This is a genomic window from Stenotrophomonas maltophilia, assembly GCF_002799155.1.
GTDB classification, from domain to species: Bacteria; Pseudomonadota; Gammaproteobacteria; order Xanthomonadales; family Xanthomonadaceae; genus Stenotrophomonas; species Stenotrophomonas maltophilia_R.
Genome location: NZ_NERD01000002.1, coordinates 1,629,574 through 1,647,038 on the forward strand (window position 1 = coordinate 1,629,574; position 17,465 = coordinate 1,647,038).

The 17,465-nt window shown below is 66.5% G+C and carries 14 protein-coding genes; 11 read left to right on the forward strand and 3 right to left on the reverse strand.

The window, feature by feature from the left end; all coding sequences use genetic code 11:
• Positions 1-43: 43 nt before the first annotated feature.
• Positions 44-1,168, reverse strand: coding sequence for a GNAT family N-acetyltransferase (locus tag B9Y82_RS08160; protein WP_100472229.1), 1,125 nt, complete (start codon positions 1,166-1,168; stop codon positions 44-46).
• A gap of 191 nt (positions 1,169-1,359) precedes the next feature.
• Between B9Y82_RS08160 and B9Y82_RS08165 the strand changes: the two genes are divergently transcribed.
• Positions 1,360-2,844 (forward strand): N-acetylmuramoyl-L-alanine amidase family protein, encoded by a 1,485-nt coding sequence (locus tag B9Y82_RS08165; protein ID WP_100472230.1) that lies wholly within the window; start codon positions 1,360-1,362, stop codon positions 2,842-2,844.
• 99 nt (positions 2,845-2,943) lie between these two features.
• On the opposite strand, the gene trxB is transcribed toward B9Y82_RS08165, so the two are convergent.
• Positions 2,944-3,915 carry a thioredoxin-disulfide reductase gene (trxB, locus tag B9Y82_RS08170; RefSeq protein ID WP_014037154.1) on the reverse strand — a complete coding sequence of 324 codons (972 nt, stop codon included), beginning with the start codon at positions 3,913-3,915 and terminating at the stop codon, positions 2,944-2,946.
• A 233-nt stretch (positions 3,916-4,148) separates the two neighbouring features.
• On the opposite strand from trxB, the gene B9Y82_RS08175 reads away from it, so the two are divergent.
• The 5 genes from B9Y82_RS08175 to B9Y82_RS08195 all read left to right on the forward strand — a co-directional run bounded on the left by B9Y82_RS08175 (position 4,149) and on the right by B9Y82_RS08195 (position 11,176).
• Entirely contained in the window at positions 4,149-6,512 is a 2,364-nt protein-coding gene (locus tag B9Y82_RS08175; protein WP_100472231.1) for a DNA translocase FtsK, read from the forward strand.
• 39 nt (positions 6,513-6,551) lie between these two features.
• Positions 6,552-8,495: a DUF3857 domain-containing protein gene (locus B9Y82_RS08180; RefSeq protein WP_100472232.1), complete on the forward strand. Its 1,944-nt coding sequence runs from the start codon at positions 6,552-6,554 to the stop codon at positions 8,493-8,495.
• A 111-nt stretch (positions 8,496-8,606) separates the two neighbouring features.
• Positions 8,607-9,245, forward strand: coding sequence for an outer membrane lipoprotein chaperone LolA (lolA, locus tag B9Y82_RS08185; RefSeq protein WP_100472233.1), 639 nt, complete (start codon positions 8,607-8,609; stop codon positions 9,243-9,245).
• A gap of 193 nt (positions 9,246-9,438) precedes the next feature.
• Complete coding sequence (locus B9Y82_RS08190) at positions 9,439-10,716, forward strand: replication-associated recombination protein A (protein ID WP_014037159.1); 1,278 nt, start codon at positions 9,439-9,441, stop codon at positions 10,714-10,716.
• Positions 10,717-10,804: 88 nt separating this feature from the next.
• Positions 10,805-11,176, forward strand: a complete 372-nt coding sequence (locus B9Y82_RS08195) for a DUF805 domain-containing protein (RefSeq protein WP_100472235.1) — start codon at positions 10,805-10,807, stop codon at positions 11,174-11,176.
• 73 nt (positions 11,177-11,249) lie between these two features.
• On the opposite strand, the gene B9Y82_RS08200 is transcribed toward B9Y82_RS08195, so the two are convergent.
• A complete protein-coding gene (locus B9Y82_RS08200; RefSeq protein WP_100472236.1) occupies positions 11,250-11,624 on the reverse strand; it encodes a hypothetical protein in 375 nt (124 codons plus the stop codon).
• A gap of 281 nt (positions 11,625-11,905) precedes the next feature.
• On the opposite strand from B9Y82_RS08200, the gene B9Y82_RS08205 reads away from it, so the two are divergent.
• From B9Y82_RS08205 to B9Y82_RS08225, 5 genes are all read left to right on the forward strand, one after another.
• Positions 11,906-12,934: an alpha/beta hydrolase gene (locus tag B9Y82_RS08205; protein WP_100472237.1), complete on the forward strand. Its 1,029-nt coding sequence runs from the start codon at positions 11,906-11,908 to the stop codon at positions 12,932-12,934.
• 122 nt (positions 12,935-13,056) lie between these two features.
• Complete coding sequence (locus B9Y82_RS08210; RefSeq protein WP_100472238.1) at positions 13,057-14,433, forward strand: YncE family protein; 1,377 nt, start codon at positions 13,057-13,059, stop codon at positions 14,431-14,433.
• A 51-nt stretch (positions 14,434-14,484) separates the two neighbouring features.
• Positions 14,485-15,531, forward strand: a complete 1,047-nt coding sequence (locus tag B9Y82_RS08215; protein WP_100472239.1) for a heme/hemin ABC transporter substrate-binding protein — start codon at positions 14,485-14,487, stop codon at positions 15,529-15,531.
• Entirely contained in the window at positions 15,528-16,571 is a 1,044-nt protein-coding gene (locus B9Y82_RS08220; RefSeq protein ID WP_100472240.1) for a FecCD family ABC transporter permease, read from the forward strand. Before B9Y82_RS08215 ends, B9Y82_RS08220 begins: the two co-directional genes overlap by 4 nt.
• A complete protein-coding gene (locus B9Y82_RS08225) occupies positions 16,568-17,329 on the forward strand; it encodes a heme ABC transporter ATP-binding protein (RefSeq protein WP_100472241.1) in 762 nt (253 codons plus the stop codon). The genes B9Y82_RS08220 and B9Y82_RS08225 overlap by 4 nt, the downstream gene beginning before the upstream one ends.
• Positions 17,330-17,465 lie beyond the last annotated feature (136 nt).

Genomic DNA, 17,465 nt, shown 5'->3' on the forward strand with positions numbered 1-17,465 from the left:
CATCGCGCCGGTAGGTGCCAACCTTGGTTGGCACGCTTTTCCACTACGGCCCTGCGCGGAACGGCCCATGCCTCTGCAGCTCCTGCTGGTAACGCCGCACATCGCGCCGTTCCTGCCGGCACCAGTCCTCCAGCGCCCCGGCGAATTCCGCATCGGCCACCCAGTGCCGGCTGCGCACCAGTGCAGGCAGGAAGCCGCGTGCCAGCTTGTGCTCGCCCTGCGCGCCGGGCTCGAATCGGCTCAGCCCCTCGCGCAGGCAGTACTCGATACCCTGGTAGTAGCAGGCCTCGAAGTGCAGGCCAGGCAGGGTGGCGCCGCCCCAGTAACGGCCGTACAGCGTGTCGCCGCCGCGCAGGCACAGTGCACCGGCAATCGGCTGGCCCTCCTGCTCGGCCAGGAACAGCACCAGCCCGCGTCCCAATGAAATGGCCAGATGACGCAGGAACGCCTCGGTCAGCGCCGGGGCATTGCCGTATTCGAGGAAGGTCTGCAGGTAGAAGCGGTACATCGCCTGCAGATCGGCGCGTCTGGCCTCGTCGCCATGTACTACGCGGAACGTGATGCCCTGGCGGGTGACCTTGGCCCGTTCCTGGCGGATGTTCTTGCGGTGCTTGTGATCCATCGCGCCGAGGAACTGATCGAAGGTCGCCCACTCACCCGGATTCTGCCACTGGAACTGCACGTCCTCACGCAGCAGCCAGTCATCGCCGAACAGCGCCTCGTCGCCCGCTGTGTGGAAATTGATATGGGCCGAGGACACGTGCAGTGCGGGCAGCGCATCACGCAACGCCGACAGCAACGCGGCGCGTTCTGAAGCGTGACGGGCCAGCAGCCGCGGGCCGGTGACCGGCGAGTACGGCACCGCGCCCAGCCATTTCGGGTAGTAGTCACGGCCATGCCGGGCATAGGCGTTGGCCCAGGCGTGGTCGAACACGAACTCGCCGTGCGAATTGGTCTTCAGGTAACCCGGTATGGCGCCAACCAGGTGGTCGCCGTCCCACAGCGTGAAGTGCCGGGGCTGCCAGCCCCAGTCCTCGCGCAGGCAGCCGTGTTGTTCCAGGCCAGACAGGAAGGCATGGCTGACGAACGGGTTCTGGCCGTCGTGCAGCGCATCCCAGTCGGTGGCGGGAATGGACTGCAGAGAGTCGAGGAAGCGGGCGGAGGGCATGGTTGGCAAGGATAGGCCAGGTGGATCGCGAACGGTGTTGGCGGGGCTGGGTTGGTTTGTTCCGGTTGGGGGTGAGGGAAGTTTGAAATCTCCATCCGTGTGCGCTTGGTGCGGAATTACCGGCGCACGGCTCGGCAGGGTGGCGGGGCGCTGCATGAGCGGCGCGCATCCCACCCATGGAGGAATCAACAATGAAGGGAGCTAATCTCGTCGTGCTGGCACTTACGCTTGCATGCGGCTCGGCGTTTGCAACGTATGCTTCGGCCCCTGGAATCGAAGACCTGTCCCCAGTCGAAGATCCGGGATTGTATGCCGAACTGGTGGCAATGCTTGAGCGAGAAGCCGGAACCCGTTTGACGCATCATTTGCAGGAGCGAGGGAAGCTGCGTCAGGTGACTATCGGCATAGTGATTGAACCGCGAAAGCACAGGATGGTTGTCAACTTCGGCCCGGGGTACCTTCCGGGCAAAGAAGATAGCTATGGCGAGCTTTTCCTGGAGCCTCTGGCTGCGGATCTGAGACGCTATTCAGAGCGGTCTGGGATGGGATTCTTGGATGTGACGTTCCTCTTCCAGGGGAAGTCGATGGAAGAGCACTTCCCCGATGATCACCCGCAGCCAGCGTTGGCAACACCTCGGTCAGCGCACAGCAAAGCCTTGGTTTCCTCGAGTCATGGATACATTGCCTTGCACCCGGGCAGAGAATGGGAGTTTCAGCGGCCGTCTCCGCTCGGGCTACAAGAGGATGTACTGAGCCCGATGTATGGTGACGCGCTTGAGGATCTGTTGGAGCAGCGGAGTGGTCTGGTCGTGTATCGCGCCCGAAGCCGCTCGGCTGAACCTCATCCAGAGGCTGCACATCCGTGGGAGCACATGTCGGCACGCTATCACCTCAAAGCGCTCTTCCCTGACCGTGCTGACATTTGGAATGAATTCCCAAATAGTCCCGACAGTGATCGCGAGGTGAAAGAGGACATCCGTGCCCGTCCAAACTACGCCAACCATTTGGCTGTGGACGTGATGCTGAGCTTGCACACCAATGGCAGCGATTCAGCCAGTACGCGTGGCACCGAGGTCTATTACCATCAGGCGAAACCACAGGATAAGGCCTTGGCGGACAGCATCCTGTGTTCGATGCGGGAGGTCATACGCGCGCAGCCTGGTTATCAGGATTTCCCGCTTCGCGAGAGTTCGAACGCGGGTGCGCACGGCGAAAACCGCATCGGGAAGATGCCCTCGGTGATCGTCGAAACCGCCTACCACTCCAATCCTGATGATGTGGCGGCATTGCAGGACCCCGTCTTCCGCTCGGCGTCGATGAAAGGTGTGGAGAAGGGCTATCGCCTGTGGGCAACGGGAAAGACCTGCGAGCCGCTGGCCCTGCATCCGATCCCGGATATCGATGTCCCGATTCAGGCGGCCCGGGACGTTGAACTGGGCTATGCCGGGAATCCTCAGTATCCGTTGTCTGTGGAGCTCTCGCTGGCATCCTGTTCGGAGGCGGGCGCATGCACGCCCTGGGCGACGACATTCGATGACCCTGCCAAGCCACTGACCATCAATCTCGCCTGCAATGGCCCAAGTCCAGGCGTCGCGCGCTGGAGTGTTGTGCTGCGCGATGCGGATGGGGTTGCCACGACACCCGTCGAGTTCTCGCAGGCGTGCGTGCGAGCGTGAGGGCGGGCTTCGGTCTGCCAGGCATGGCCTGGCACTACTGAAAGCACAAAGGCCGGCGCTTTCGCGCCGGCCTTTGGTCTGGGTCGAGCATGGCTCGACTCAGCTGGCCTTGCCCTGCGCGTCCAGGTAGCGCTCGGCGTCCAGTGCGGCCATGCAGCCGAAGCCGGCCGAGGTGATCGCCTGGCGGTAGTGCTGGTCGGCCACGTCGCCGGCGGCGAACACGCCTTCCACCGAGGTCTGGGTGGCGTTGCCGCCCAGGCCCGAGCGGATCTCCAGGTAGCCGTTGTTCATCGCCAGCTGGCCGTCGAACAGGGTGGTGTTCGGGTGGTGGCCGATGGCCACGAAGAAGCCGTGGGCGTCGATGTCGCGGGTACTGCCGTCCAGGGTGGACTTCACGCGCACGCCGGTCACGCCGGCGTCGTTGCCCAGCACTTCCTCCACCTGATGGTGCCAGACGGTCTCGATCTTGCCTTCGGCCACCTTCTTGAACAGCTTGTCCTGCATGATCTTTTCCGCCTTCAGGGTGTCGCGGCGGTGGACCAGATAGACCTTGCGGGCGATGTTGGACAGGTACAGCGCCTCTTCCACGGCGGTATTACCGCCGCCGACCACAACCACGTCCTGGTCACGGTAGAAGAAGCCGTCACAGGTGGCGCAGGCGGACACGCCGCGGCCCTTGAACTCGTCCTCGGTCGGGATGCCCAGGTACTTGGCGGTGGCGCCGGTAGCGATGATCAGGGCATCGCAGGTGTACTCGTGGCTGTCGCCGATCAGCTTGAACGGGCGCTGGGAGACGTCGGCGGTGTGAATGTGGTCGAAGATGACCTCGGTCTCGAAACGCTCGGCGTGGGCCTGCATGCGCGCCATCAGGTCCGGGCCCATCAGGCCATGGGCGTCGCCCGGCCAGTTGTCCACCTCGGTGGTGGTCATCAGCTGGCCGCCCTGCTGCAGGCCGGTGATGACAACCGGCTTCAGGTTGGCGCGGGCGGCGTAGACGGCGGCGGTCCAACCGGCCGGGCCGGAACCGAGGATGACGAGGCGCTGGTGGCGGGAGGGCAGGCTGGTGCTCATGTAGACTCGCGAAAAGGTAGATGGGACAAGGCGCTGGCGATGTTTGCGCAGCATCCGTGGCTGGTCATAGAGTGGCGGCTGGGGCAGGGCGATTCAAGCCGATGAACAGAACGCCGTCATCCAGCGGTGGTTCCGGCCCTCGGATTGCCCTGCCGGACGTCGCATAACTGAAAACTGACGCCGTCTCATTTATTATCAATCACTAACAGCGCATTCCAAAGGTATGGTCTAAGGTGGCGAAGCAGGTCCCCGAACGCTCCAAGTCCGACGACAGCAAGGCGTCACGTCGCACGGCCGCGGCGGCGGCGACGACCGACAATCCACGCCGCCAGCGCCTCTGGCGCGATCTGGGCCTGATCGCGATCGCGCCGGCCCTGCTGTATCTGGCGGCCAGTCTTTTCACTTATTCAGCGACGGATCCGGGTTGGTCGCACACCGGCAGCGTGGTCGCACCGGTGCACAACCTCGGCGGCCGTGCAGGGGCCTGGATCGCCGACGTGCTGCTGCAGCTGTTCGGCTACATCGCCTTCCTGCTGCCGGTGGTGCTGGGCGCGCTGGCGTGGATCGCCATGTTCGGCCTCAAGCGCGAGAGCAAGGGCGAGAACGACCTTGACCCGGCGCTGCGCCTGGTCGGCCTGGTCGGTTTCCTGATCGCCGGCACCGGCTTCCTGCATGTTCGCCTGTTCAGTGGCGACGTCTCCAGCGCTGGCGGCATCCTCGGCAAGCTGGTCGGCAATTCACTCACGGTGGGCTTTGGGGCGCTGGGTGCGAACCTGTTCGTGCTGGTGCTGCTGCTGGCCTCGATCACCCTGGCCACCGGGCTGTCCTGGTTCACGGTGATGGAGAAGATCGGCCGCGGCGTGATGTCGCTGGCGCCGTTGCTGGCGCGCAAGAAGGAGGAAGTCACCGAGTGGCAGCAGACCCGGGTGATGCGGGAGGAGCGCCAGGAAGTGCGCAAGGCCGATGCCGAGGTGCGCGCCAAGCGCGAGCCGGTGAAGATCGAGCCACGCCCGGAGCCGGTGATCGAGAAGAGTGACCGGGCCAAGCGCGATACGCAGATCCCGATGTTCCGTGGCGTCAACGGCGACGGCTCGGACCTGCCGCCGCTGGCCCTGCTGGACGACCCCAAGCCGCAGCCGGTGGGCTACGACAAGGAAACCCTGGACGCGCTGTCGCGGCAGATCGAGTTCAAGCTGAAGGACTTCCGCATCGACGCCCAGGTGGTCGCTGCCAACCCGGGCCCGGTGATCACCCGCTTCGAGATCGAGCCGGCGCCGGGCATCAAGGTCAGCCAGATCAGTTCGCTGGACAAGGACATCGCGCGCGGCCTGTCGGTGAAGTCGGTGCGCGTGGTCGACGTGATTCCGGGCAAGTCGGTGATCGGCCTGGAAATCCCGAACGTCACCCGCGAGATGATCTACCTGTCCGAGCTGCTGCGTTCGAAGGAGTACGACAAGTCGGCCAGCGTGCTGACCCTGGCGCTGGGCAAGGACATCGCCGGGCGCTCGACCGTGGCCGACCTGGCGCGCATGCCGCACCTGCTGGTGGCCGGTACCACCGGTTCGGGCAAGTCGGTGGCGGTCAATGCGATGGTGCTGAGCCTGCTGTTCAAGGCCTCGCCGAAAGACCTGCGGATGCTGATGATCGACCCGAAGATGCTCGAACTGAGCGTCTACCAGGGCATCCCGCACCTGCTGGCGCCGGTGGTCACCGACATGAAGGAGGCCGCCAACGGCCTGCGCTGGTGCGTGGCCGAGATGGAGCGCCGCTACAAGCTGATGAGCGCGGTGGGCGTGCGCAACCTGGCCGGCTTCAACAAGAAGGTGAAGGAAGCGCAGGACGCCGGCCAGCCGCTGATGGACCCGCTGTTCAAGCCGAACCCGGAACTGGGCGAGGCGCCGCGGCCGCTGGAGACGCTGCCGTTCATCGTCATCTTCATCGACGAATTCGCCGACATGATGATGATCGTCGGCAAGAAGGTGGAAGAGCTGATCGCGCGCCTGGCACAGAAGGCGCGTGCGGCCGGCATCCACCTGATCCTGGCCACGCAGCGCCCGTCGGTGGACGTGATCACCGGCCTGATCAAGGCCAACATCCCGACCCGCATCGCCTTCCAGGTCAGCTCCAAGATCGACTCGCGCACCATCCTCGACCAGTCCGGCGCGGAAACCCTGCTGGGCCACGGCGACATGCTGTACCTGCCGCCGGGTACCGCCATGCCCGAGCGCGTGCACGGCGCCTTCGTCTCCGACGAGGAAGTGCACCGCGTGGTCGAACATCTCAAGGCGATGGGCCCGGCCGACTATGTCGACGGCGTGCTGGACGAAGTGCAGACGATGGGCGATGGCGTAGTCGTCGGCGCCACCGGCCTGCCCGAGAACAGCTCGTCCGGCGACGAGTCCGACCCGTTGTATGACGAAGCGCTGCGGGTGGTCACCGAGACCCGTCGCGCTTCGATTTCCGGCGTGCAGCGCCGGCTGAAGATCGGCTACAACCGTGCAGCGCGACTGATCGAGGCCATGGAAGCGGCCGGCGTGGTCAGCCCGCCCGAGCACAACGGCGACCGCACGGTGCTGGCACCGCCACCGCCGAAGTAGGACCCGACGTATCCCCCACGACGTCCAAGGAACCGACGCATGCTTCACCCCGTACCAAGCGCGCTGGCACTGGCGCTGGCAGCCTTGATGGCTGCCGGCCCGGCACTGGCAGAAACCGCCACCTCCGCGCCCGCCACGGCGCCGCCCTCCGCCAGCGGCGATACCGAAGCCAGCAATAATTTCAGCATTGTCCGCTACCGCGCCGACTACCAGGTGCGGCCGGATGCGGGCAATGTGCAGACCGAAACCTACGAAGTCCTGCTCAAGACCAAGGCGTCCGTCGAGCAGTTCAGCCAGGTGCGGCTGAGCTACAGCGAGAAGATGGAGACGCTGGAAGTGCTCGGCGCCTACACCATCACCGCCGACGGCCAGCGCCGCGACGTGCCGGCTGACCGCATCTACACCCAGGAAAGCTATTCCAGCGCCTCGGCGGCGATGTATGCCGACCGAAAGGTGCGGGTGATCGTGTTCCCGAACCTGGCACCCGGCACGCGCCTGTACTACCAGGTACGCCGCACCCAGGCCACGCCGTACTTCCCGGGCTACTTCGGCCTGTGGGAAACCTTCAATGTGTTCACCGAGTACGAGGACGCCGAGGTCACCCTGAGTGCGCCGGCCAACCTGCCGATGTTCGTCGACAGCCGCGGCGTGCAGGGCAGCGATCGCCCGACGGTGAAGAACGGCCAGGCACAGTGGCGCTGGCGCTACCAGCGTCGCGAGGCCATGCCGGCACAGAACTGGTCGGCGGCAGGGTGGGAGTTCGGCCCGAACATCATGGCCAGCACCTATCGTGACTGGTCGCAGATGGGCCGCGCCTACCAGCTCAAGGCGGGCCCGGCGGCGCAGGTCACGCCGGAACTGCAGGCGCTGGCCGACCAGGTCACCACCGGCATCAGTGACCGTCGCGAGCAGGCCGATGCACTGTATCGCTGGGTCGCTCAGAACATCCGCTATGTGGCGGTGTACCTGGGCAATGGCGGCCTGGAGCCGAACAGTGCGCAGAGCATCCTCGACAATCACTACGGTGACTGCAAGGACCATGTGACGATCCTGGAGGCGCTGCTGGCGGCCAAGGGCATCGCCAGCTCGCCGGTGCTGATTGGCGCCGGTGGTGGCCCGACGCTGCCGAAAATTCCGGTGCTGGGCCGCTTCAACCACGCCATTACCTATATCCCCGAATTCGATCTGTACCTGGATTCGACTACGGCGTGGGCGCGCTTCGGCCAGCTGCCGGAAGGCGACCTCGGCGCGCCGGTGATGCGCACCCGCGACGCCACGCTGGCGCGCACCCCGGCCAACACGCCGGAGCGTAACGCCACCTCGATGGACGTGCGTTTCACCTTCGACGCCAACGGCAACCTGCGCGGCGAGACCATTCCGAAGCTGGGCGAGAACGCCGAGATCGGCATGCGAGCCCAGTTCTCCCAGCTCAACGCGCAGAACCGTGCGCGCGCTGAAGAGCAGATCATGGCCGCGTCCGGCTTCGACGGGCGAGGGCAGCTGCAGATCCAGGGCGTGCCGGTCGACCTGACCCGGCCGTTCGGCTACCGCATGGCCTTCCAGGCCGAGGACTACGCCGACTTCAGCGTGGCCGGCGGCATGGCCGTGCCGGATCCGCCGGGTGGCGAGTCGGTGCGCGGGCTGTACGCCACCGCCTCGGCGCCAGCCAACGAGACGCCGTTCTACTGCAATGCCAGCCTGCGCGAGGAAACCTATCGCCTGCAGTTCCCGACCAATGCGCCGATCATCGCCATCCCGGCCAGCCAGCGTTTCAGCAACGCCGCCGGTGAGTACCGGGTGGACTGGAGCCGCGAGGGCCAGGACGTGATCGTGCATCACCGCCTGCGGCAGAACGCGGTACGTGGCCCGGAGGCGTTGTGCCAGCCGCAGGACTATCCGGCGTTCCGCGCGCTGTATCGCGAAGTGCGGCGCGGCTTCCGTGGCCAGGTGCTGTACGGCAAGCTGCCGGGCTCCGGCGGCTGAATCGCCGATGGACGTTCAGGGCGGCATAATGTCGCCCTGATCGCCCATTCATCTTTATCCGGGCACACTGGCAACCACTTTTCCTGGCGCCCGCGCCCACAGGATTTCCGCATGAACTTCCGCTTCCGCCGTTTCCTTGCCACCACCACCCTGGCCGTGGCCTGCGCCGCCGCCGGCAGTGCCTGGGCTGGCGCCCGCGATGACCTGAAGGCCTTCACCAGCGGCCTGAAGGGCCTGGATGGCCAGTTCAGCCAGCAGGTGTTCGACAGCCGCGGCAAGGTGAAGGAATCGACCAGTGGCCGCGTGGCCCTGTCGGCGCCGCGCCTGTTCCGCTGGGAATACGTGCGTCCGCACGAACAGCTGATCGTGGCCGACGGCAAGAAGGTCTGGATGTACGAGCCGGACCTGGAGCAGGCCACCGTGCGCGAGCAGGGCAAGGAAGAGCAGAACAGCCCGCTGACCGCGCTGATCAACCCGGCGCTGCTGGAGCAGCAGTACGACGTCAGTGAAGAAGCCGCGCAGCGCGATGGCCTGCAGTGGCTGTCGCTGTCGCCGAAGCGCGAGACCGAGGCCAGCTTCCAGTACGCCGCGCTGGGCTTCAACGCGCAGGGCCTGGCCAAGATGGAAATCACCGACGCGGTCGGCCAGCGCACCGTGATCAGCTTCAGTGGCTGGAAGCGCAACCCGGGCTTCGCTGCCGGCACCTTCAGCTTCACCCCGCCGAAGGGCACCGACGTCATCGGTAATTGATCGAGGACGCCGGGCATGGCCCGGCGCTGCCTGCTCTGGCAGGTGTCAACCGGCACCGTCGTGGTGGGTGTCAACCTTGGTTGACACGCTCTCGCGGTACAATAAGCACGTGCCAAGACATCGCTCCACTTCCTTCCCCGGCCCCGATCTGCTGAGTGTTGATCGGGAACACCTGCGCCCGCTGGCCGAGCGCATGCGCCCGCGAACCCTCGACGAAATGGTGGGGCAGAAGCGCCTGCTGGCGCCGGACAGCGCGCTGCGTCGTGCGGTCGAATCCGGTCGCGTGCATTCGATGATCCTGTGGGGGCCGCCAGGCTGCGGCAAGACCACGCTGGCGCTGTTGCTGGCCGAGTACTCCGACGCCGAATTCCGTGCCATTTCCGCGGTGCTGTCCGGCCTGCCGGAAGTGCGCCAGGTGCTGGCCGAGGCGGCACAGCGCTTCGCCGAAGGCCGGCGCACGGTGCTGTTCGTGGACGAGGTGCATCGTTTCAACAAGGCGCAGCAGGATGCATTCCTGCCGCACATCGAGCGCGGCACCATCCTGTTCGTCGGCGCCACCACCGAGAACCCGTCCTTCGAACTGAACTCAGCGCTGTTGTCGCGCTGCCGTGTGCATGTGCTGGAAGGCGTTTCGCCCACTGATATCGTCGAGGCGCTGGAACGTGCGCTGGGTGACCGCGAACGCGGCCTGGGCGAGGAGGGCATCGAGGTCGCTCCCGAACTGCTGCTGGAAATCGCCACCGCTGCCGATGGCGACGTGCGCCGTGCGCTGACCCTGCTGGAAATCGCCGCCGAACTGGCGGGCGGGGAGGGCGGTCGCATCACCCCGCAGACGCTGACCCAGGTGCTGGCCGACCGCACCCGCCGCTTCGACAAGGGCGGCGAGCAGTTCTACGACCAGATCTCCGCGCTGCACAAGTCGGTACGCAGTTCCAACCCGGATGCCGCGCTGTACTGGCTGACCCGCATGCTCGATGGCGGTTGCGACCCGTCCTACCTGGCGCGTCGGCTGACCCGCATGGCCATCGAGGACATCGGCCTGGCCGATCCGCGCGCGCAGAGCATGGCGCTGGAGGCCTGGGACATCTACGAGCGGCTGGGCAGTCCGGAAGGCGAGCTGGCCTTTGCTCAGCTGGTGCTGTACCTGGCCAGCACCGCCAAGTCGAACGCCGGCTATGCGGCCTTCAACCAGGCCAAGGCCGATGTGCGCGAAAGCGGCACCGAAGAGGTGCCGTTGCACCTGCGCAATGCGCCGACCAAGCTGATGAAGGAGCTGGGCTACGGCGCCGAGTACCAGTACGACCATGATGCCGAAGGTGGCATTGCGCTGGACCAGACCGGCTTCCCGGATGCGATGGGCGAGCGCGTGTACTACAACCCGGTGCCGCGCGGGCTGGAAATCAAGCTGAAGGAAAAGCTGGACCGGCTGCGTGCCGAGCGCGAAGCGGCCAGGGCTGCAAAAGGCCGTTGACCCGGCAGCCGAGCATGGCTCAGCTCTACATTGTCCTGAGTGCGTTCATTTGGCAGACTGCGCGGCTTCTCTTTCAAGGATCGATGCCGTGCAGGAAATGATTCTGCCGTTGAAGCGTTACGCCCAGTTCGAAGGTCGTGCCAACCGTCGCGAATACTGGATGTTCCAGCTGTTCCTGTTGATCGTCTCAGCCGTACTGATGGTGCCGCTGATCGCCGGGTTGGTGATGCAGTCCGACGGCCTCGGCATCGCGTCGATCATCCTGTTTGTCGTGTTCTGGCTGGCTACCCTGCTGCCGATCATCGCCGTCACCGTGCGCCGCCTGCATGACTGCAACCAGTCGGGCTGGCTGTACCTGCTGGTCTTCATTCCGTTCGGCGGCCTGGTGATCTTCGTGTTCGCGCTGCTGCCGGGCACGCCGCAGGAGAATGTGTATGGTCCGGTGCCCGCGGGCCCCTGACATGGCCTGAGTCGAGCTTGGCTCGATGCTACAGGGATAAAGTGAAGAAGCCGGCGTTTCGCCGGCTTCGTCATTACTGGATGCTGCAATCGCCGAAGGACAGGTAGTCCGTGCCGGAACTGAACTGCAGCGTGCAACTGGCGGTGAAGGCCGCACCTTCTTCCAGTGCGCCCAGCTTGGCGGCCTGCTGGTCGTCGTCGGTGGTCAGCCGGGCCAGCACATTGCCCTGGTCGTCGCCGGCCTCGATGAGCGGCTCGCCCGCAAGGTTGCTGGACACGCCCAGCGCGACGGCGCTGAACGTCACCGTCTGGTTGAGTTCTTCCATGCCCAGTGTCGAATTGCCTGCCTCTTCATAGGCCTGGTAGAGCGCCGGCAGATCCTGCGCGGCGTGCGCGGCCAGCGGCGCAAGCAAGCCGAGGGAGAGGGCCATCAGGGTGGTGTGCTTCAAGAGAGTCTCACAATCATGGGATCCAATCCCATGCGTTCGTGGCGCGGATGAACGCGGCCTGGTCGGCGGCAGGTTGCCCACCTTCCATGGCTGCGCTGTGAACAGGGCGATCCAATGCCCCGGTGGCCGGCAAAATAGGGGAAACACTGCGTCCAGTGCAACCCGGTCGTCGCGCGCGTGATACACAGCGTGACGTGTGATCGATGTGATAATCATTCGCGTTTAAGGTAGACTGCGGTCCCTTGTGAACGGGCGGCCCTGGGCCGCATCTGCCGCCGCTGATGAAGCATTTCGTCCTGCATTCGCGCCGTGGTCCGTTGGCCCGCGGCCTGGTCGCCTTGATGATGGGTCTGCTCCTGGCCACTCCGTACGCCCATGCGCAGCAGCGCAATCCGCTGCAGAAGATCGGCCACACCGTGCTCGACGAGCCGGCGGCCAGCTATCGCTTTGAACAGTTCGTGGTGAACAGCCCGGACCAGCAGCGGCGTTGGCGAGTGAACCTGGCGATTCCTGCCAAGGCCGCCAGCGCGCCATCCCCGGTGCTGTACGCGCTGGACGGCAATGCCGTGGCGATGGTGCTGGACCAGCCACTGCTGGCCGAACTGGCCGCGCGCAAGGCGCCGCCGGTGCTGGTGCTGATCGGCTATGACAACGACCTGCGCATCGATTCCAAGGCGCGCACCCGCGACTACACCGCGTGGATCGACCGTGCCGACGATGAGAGCGGTACGACCCAGGCGGTCGGCGGTGGTGCTGCCGCGTTCCTTGATGTGATCGAACGCCGCATCAAGCCCGAGGTCGAGCGTCGCGCACGCATCGATACGCAGCAGCAAGCGCTGTGGGGCCACTCGCTGGGCGGGCTGTTCGTGCTCAATGCGCTGTACACCCGTCCCGCCGCCTTCCAGTCCTACCTGGCGGCCAGTCCGTCGCTGTGGTGGAGCCAGGGCGCGGCGCTGGGCGATCCGGAGCAGCAGTTCGTGCAGAACGTGCACGGCCAGCCGGCGAAGCTGTGGCTGATGCTGGGTGGCGCCGAGCGTGTCGGTGATCGCGGCAAGCGTGACATGAACAACCCGCGCGTGGTCGCGCACCTGCGCCGCATCGGTGGCGCTACCCCGGACGCGGCAATGCAGTTGTCCGGACGGCTGGGCAAGGTGCCGGGCCTGAGCGTGCAGTACCGCGAGTTCCCCGGCCTCGGCCACGGCCCGATGCTGCCGGCCTCGTTCCATGCAGCACTGCATGAGCTTTACGGCGTGACCGATCGCAGCGCTGGCGACGGCGGCCCCAACGGCGGTGACAACGCCGCCGAGTGAATCCCTTCGCACGTCTCGTCGTGCGACCCCACCACCCAGGCGAGGCTGCCGATGTGCAGCGGCCCAGGCAACCGATGAATCCCGCGCTACGTGGCGCGGCCTACGTGTGCAAGGAGCCTTCCATGTCGTTCCGTCCGTCTTTCCGTCTCACTTCCCTCGCTGCCGGCCTGTTGCTGGCGGTGACCGCCACCGCGCAGCCGGTGTTCGATCAGCCGGCCAACGCCACCTTCAAGGGCCAGGTGGTCTCACGCGGTGAGAATGTCGTCCCCGGCAGCACCGCGGACGTCGTTGGACGCGGTTTCGTGCCGGGCCAGAAGGTGAGCCTGCTGCGTGGCGACAGCGTGCTCAACACGCAGCCGCTGGTGGTCGATGCCGATGGCAACTTCAAGACCCAGCTGAGCATTCCGGCTGATGCCGTGCCGGGCACCCACCCGGTGGTGGTGCGCGCCAGCCAGCCGGCCGCAGCCACCGTGCTGAAGCTGCGCGTCTCGCCGCAGCTGCCGCTGTCCGGCCAGGCGCAGTTCTCCACCCAGTCCAGCAAGCTGGTGCCGGGCCTGTACCAGTCCGCCTACAGCGCCGCCAGCAATGCGGTGTTCGTGACCTCGGCGGTGGGTCGCCCGCCGGTGACCCAGTCGCAGCTGCTGAAGCTGGACCCGAAGTCGCTGAAGGTGACCAAGGCGATCACCCCGGCGCCGGTGCCGGGCAGCACCAATGGCGCGGTGTACGCGGTCTACGGCGTCGGTGTGGATGACACCAACGGCAACGTCTGGGTTACCAATACCCGCCAGAACTCCATCGCGGTCTATCGCCAGAAGGACCTGTCGCTGGTCCACCAGTTCCCGGTCGACGCCGTTCCGCACGCGCGCGACGTGGTGGTCGATGGCACCCACGGCAAGGTGTTCGCCTCGGCCACGGGTGAGGACCACCTGTCGGTGTTCGATGCCAAGACCTTCAAGGAACTGCCGGCGGTGACGCTGGAATCGGGCGTGGATGACGGCAAGTTCACGCCGATGAGCCTGGTGCTGGACGAGAAGGGCGGCAAGCTGTTCACCGTCAGCATCGGCACCCCGGAAGCGGCGGTGATCGACGTGGCCAGTGGCAAGGTCGAGAAGGTCATCGACCTGGGTAATTCGATCAGCGCCTCGGGCGTGGCCTTCGATGCGGCGCGCAACCGCCTGTACGTGGCCTCGCAGGGCACCGACAACCTGCTGATCGTCGATGTGGCCGCCGGCAAGGTGCTGCATGACGTGCCGGTCGGCGCCGGTGCGCTCAACGTTGCCTTCGATGATGCTTCCGGCCTGGCCTATGTGAGCAATCGCGGCGCCGGCACCGTCACCGTGGTCAACGGCGACGGCAAGGTGGTCGCCAACCTCGATGGCGGTACGCTGCCGAACCATGTCCGTGCCGATGGCAAGGGCAACGTGTTCGCGGTGAACAAGTCGCGTGGCGCCGAAGACCCGAAGGGCGACCGCATCACCCGCATCACCCCGAAGCAGTAAGCCACACGGCAGGGCGGCGTGCGCGTCGCCCTGCCAGCAAGGAGAACGAGCATGAACATCGCGTCCCGTCTGCGCCTGTGCGCACTTCCGCTGGCTGTTTCGCTGGCATTGGCCGCCTGTGGCGGTCCGTCGGCGCCCTCGGACACCGGCAAGCCGGCTGAGCCTGCCGCCGCGGCCGCGGCTGGCGACGTTGCGTTGCCGGCTGGCTGGCAGCGCGTGGCTGGCACCGACATGCCGGCCGTGCGCGACCAGAAGGCCGTGCTGCCGGCCACGGTGCATTCCGATGATGGGGCCGACGTCGAGGTGGCCGATACCAGCCGCATCATCGCCGGCGGTGACGACGTGATCGCGGTGATCGAAGCGCTGGGGCTGGACAAGCAGGTGTTCGCCGCGCCAACCAACACCACCACCCGGGCCGGCCTGGCCGCGCCGCACCAGTTCCTGTTCAATCGCACCACTGGCGTGGAGGGCGTGCTGAGCCTGCAGGGCTCGCTGTTCCTCGGCAACAGCCTGCGCCGACACACGGAGCTTGCAAAGAAGCTGCGTGAGGTGGGCGAACCGGCGGTGGTCATCGATGACCTGCAGCCGGCGCCGGACAAGGTGCGCAAGGTCGCCGCCGCACTAGGGCTGGCCGAGGCAGGGCAGGCGCTTGCCACGCAGGTGCAGCGTCAGCTCGACGAGGCTGCCGCGATTGGCAAGGGCCTGGGCCATGCGCCACGAGTGATCCACGTTTCGGCCACCGGCGCCGGTGGCTCCCCGACCGTGGCCGGTGCGGACAGTGCGTCGGCGCAGCTGATCGCCCTGGCCGGCGGGGTCAACATCGGTACCGAGGCGGGAGTGAAGAACTACTCGCAGCTGAGCAATGAAGGTGTGGTCGCGGCAGCGCCGGAGGTGATCCTGGTGACCGAGCATGACCTGCAGCTGTTCGGTGGCGCTGAAGGCCTGTGGAAGTCCTACCCGACGCTGAAGCAGACCCCGGCCGGGCAGGCCAATCGGGTCTGGGTGATGCCGGATGTGCAGCTGAAGTACACCAGCGTCGGCTCCGGTGCCGGTGCGCTGGCGCTGGCCAAGGCCCTGGCGGCGTTGCCGAAGGCATGAGTCCGGCGGATCGGCGCCGCCGTCGCGGGCGGACGATGTTGCTGGTGGCGCTGCTGGCACTGCTGGGGGCAGTGCTGGCCTCGTTCGCCGTGGGTCCGTTGCGGTTGCCGCCGCTGGAGGTGATGCAGGCGCTGGCGGTGAAGCTGGGCCTGCTCGATCCTCAGGCGGTCAGCAGTCGTGACCTGGCCGTGGTCTGGCAGCTGCGCATCCCGCGCGCCCTGCTGGGCGCGATGGTCGGCGCCTCGCTGGCGATGGCCGGTGCCAGCCTGCAGGGATTGTTCGGCAACCCGCTGGCCGATCCTGGCATCGTCGGTGTCAGCCAGGGCGCCGCACTGGGCGCGGTCGCCGCCATCGTGCTTGGCGCTGCCGGTGCGGCCGGCTGGCTGGTGCCGGTTGCAGCCTTCGGTGGTGGTGCACTGGCGATCGGCCTGACCTATGCGCTGGCCCGGCCCGGCAAGGGTACGGGCAACGCTACGCTGCTGCTGGTCGGCATCGCGATGGCGGCGTTCTGCTCGGCGCTGATCGGCTTCCTGACCTACATCGCCAGCGAGAGCGAGCTGCAATCGCTGGTGTTCTGGCAGATGGGCTCGCTGGCGCGCGCCAACTGGGCCGACGTGGCAGCGGTGGTACCGTTGTTTGCGATTGGCGTATTCGCGCTGCAGCGATTGGCTACGCCGCTGGACATGCTGGCGCTGGGCGAACGCCAGGCCCAGCATCTGGGGCTGGATGTTCCCCGCACGCGTCGCCGCCTGGTGGCGTTCAGTGCGCTGCTGGTGGGCGCGGCCGTGGCCTTTGCCGGTTCGATCAGTTTCGTTGGCCTGGTGGTGCCGCACGTGGCGCGGCTGCTGGTGGGCCCGGGCCATCGCTGGCTGCTGCCGCTTTCCGGGCTGCTCGGTGCGTTGTTGATCGTGGTGGCCGACACCGCGGCTCGCACGCTGGATCCGCCGGCAGAGATTCCGCTGGGCCTGTTCTCGGCAGCGCTGGGCGCACCGTTCTTCCTCTGGCTGGTGCTGCAGCAGCGCCGCAAGGCTGCGCCATGAGCGTGCTGTTGAAACTGCACGAGGTGGTGGTGCGCCGCCAGCAGCGCGAGATCCTGCATGGCATCTCGCTGGCGTTCGAACCGGGTACGGTCACCGCGCTGGTGGGCCCGAATGGCGCGGGCAAGTCCACGTTGCTGGCTGTGGCAGCCGGTGACCTGCGCGCCGACGTGGGCGAAGTCAGTCTGTTGGGCAGGCCGCTGGCCACCTACAAGGCCGGGCCACTGGCACGCGAGCGCGCGGTGATGCCGCAGGAGCACGGCGTGCGCTTTGCCTTCAGCGTGGAGGAAGTGGTGGCGATGGGGCGGCTGCCACACCCGCCGGACCCGGCAGTGGATGACGCGCAGGTGGAAGCAGCGATCGATGCTGCCGAACTGCAGGCGTTGCGCCTGCGTGAGGTGCAGCAGCTGTCCGGCGGCGAGTCCGCCCGGACCACGTTCGCGCGCGTGCTGGCCCAGGACACGCCGCTGCTGCTGCTGGATGAGCCGACCGCCGCGCTGGACCTGCGCCACCAGGAACGCACCCTGCGCAGTGTGCGCGCCTGTGCCGAGGCCGGCGCATGCGTGATCGTGGTGCTGCACGACCTGAACCTAGCCGCTGGCTATGCCGACCGCATCGTGCTGCTGGAGCAGGGCAGGGTGGCGGCTGATGGCACGCCGCTGCAGGTGCTGACCGAAGACAACCTGCGGCGGGTCTACCAGCAGGATGTGGTGGTGCTGGAGCATCCGCGGCGCGGGGTGCCGCTGGTGGTGGTGACCTGATATCAGGGTGATGTCGTAAATAGCCGCGTCTTTGACAACACCCTGAGTTGCTTTCCGGTGATTCTCCGCCCTGCCACCGGGGAAGCTGGTGTGTTGGGCCTTGGGGTGGCAGGAGCTGCGCTGACTGCGCCCTCCC

Bases quoted from the DNA above. Each gene is read 5' to 3' on its own strand.
- B9Y82_RS08210 (WP_100472238.1), top strand. From the start codon at position 13,057: ATGTCGTTCCGTCCGTCTTTCCGTCTCACTTCCCTCGCTGCCGGCCTG.
- B9Y82_RS08190 (WP_014037159.1), top strand. From the start codon at position 9,439: ATGCGCCCGCGAACCCTCGACGAAATGGTGGGGCAGAAGCGCCTGCTG.
- B9Y82_RS08215 (WP_100472239.1), top strand. From the start codon at position 14,485: ATGAACATCGCGTCCCGTCTGCGCCTGTGCGCACTTCCGCTGGCTGTT.
- B9Y82_RS08205 (WP_100472237.1), top strand. From the start codon at position 11,906: ATGAAGCATTTCGTCCTGCATTCGCGCCGTGGTCCGTTGGCCCGCGGC.
- B9Y82_RS08220 (WP_100472240.1), top strand. From the start codon at position 15,528: ATGAGTCCGGCGGATCGGCGCCGCCGTCGCGGGCGGACGATGTTGCTG.
- trxB (WP_014037154.1), bottom strand. From the start codon at position 3,915: ATGAGCACCAGCCTGCCCTCCCGCCACCAGCGCCTCGTCATCCTCGGT.
- lolA (WP_100472233.1), top strand. From the start codon at position 8,607: ATGAACTTCCGCTTCCGCCGTTTCCTTGCCACCACCACCCTGGCCGTG.
- B9Y82_RS08180 (WP_100472232.1), top strand. From the start codon at position 6,552: ATGCTTCACCCCGTACCAAGCGCGCTGGCACTGGCGCTGGCAGCCTTG.
- B9Y82_RS08225 (WP_100472241.1), top strand. From the start codon at position 16,568: ATGAGCGTGCTGTTGAAACTGCACGAGGTGGTGGTGCGCCGCCAGCAG.
- B9Y82_RS08165 (WP_100472230.1), top strand. From the start codon at position 1,360: ATGAAGGGAGCTAATCTCGTCGTGCTGGCACTTACGCTTGCATGCGGC.
- B9Y82_RS08160 (WP_100472229.1), bottom strand. From the start codon at position 1,168: ATGCCCTCCGCCCGCTTCCTCGACTCTCTGCAGTCCATTCCCGCCACC.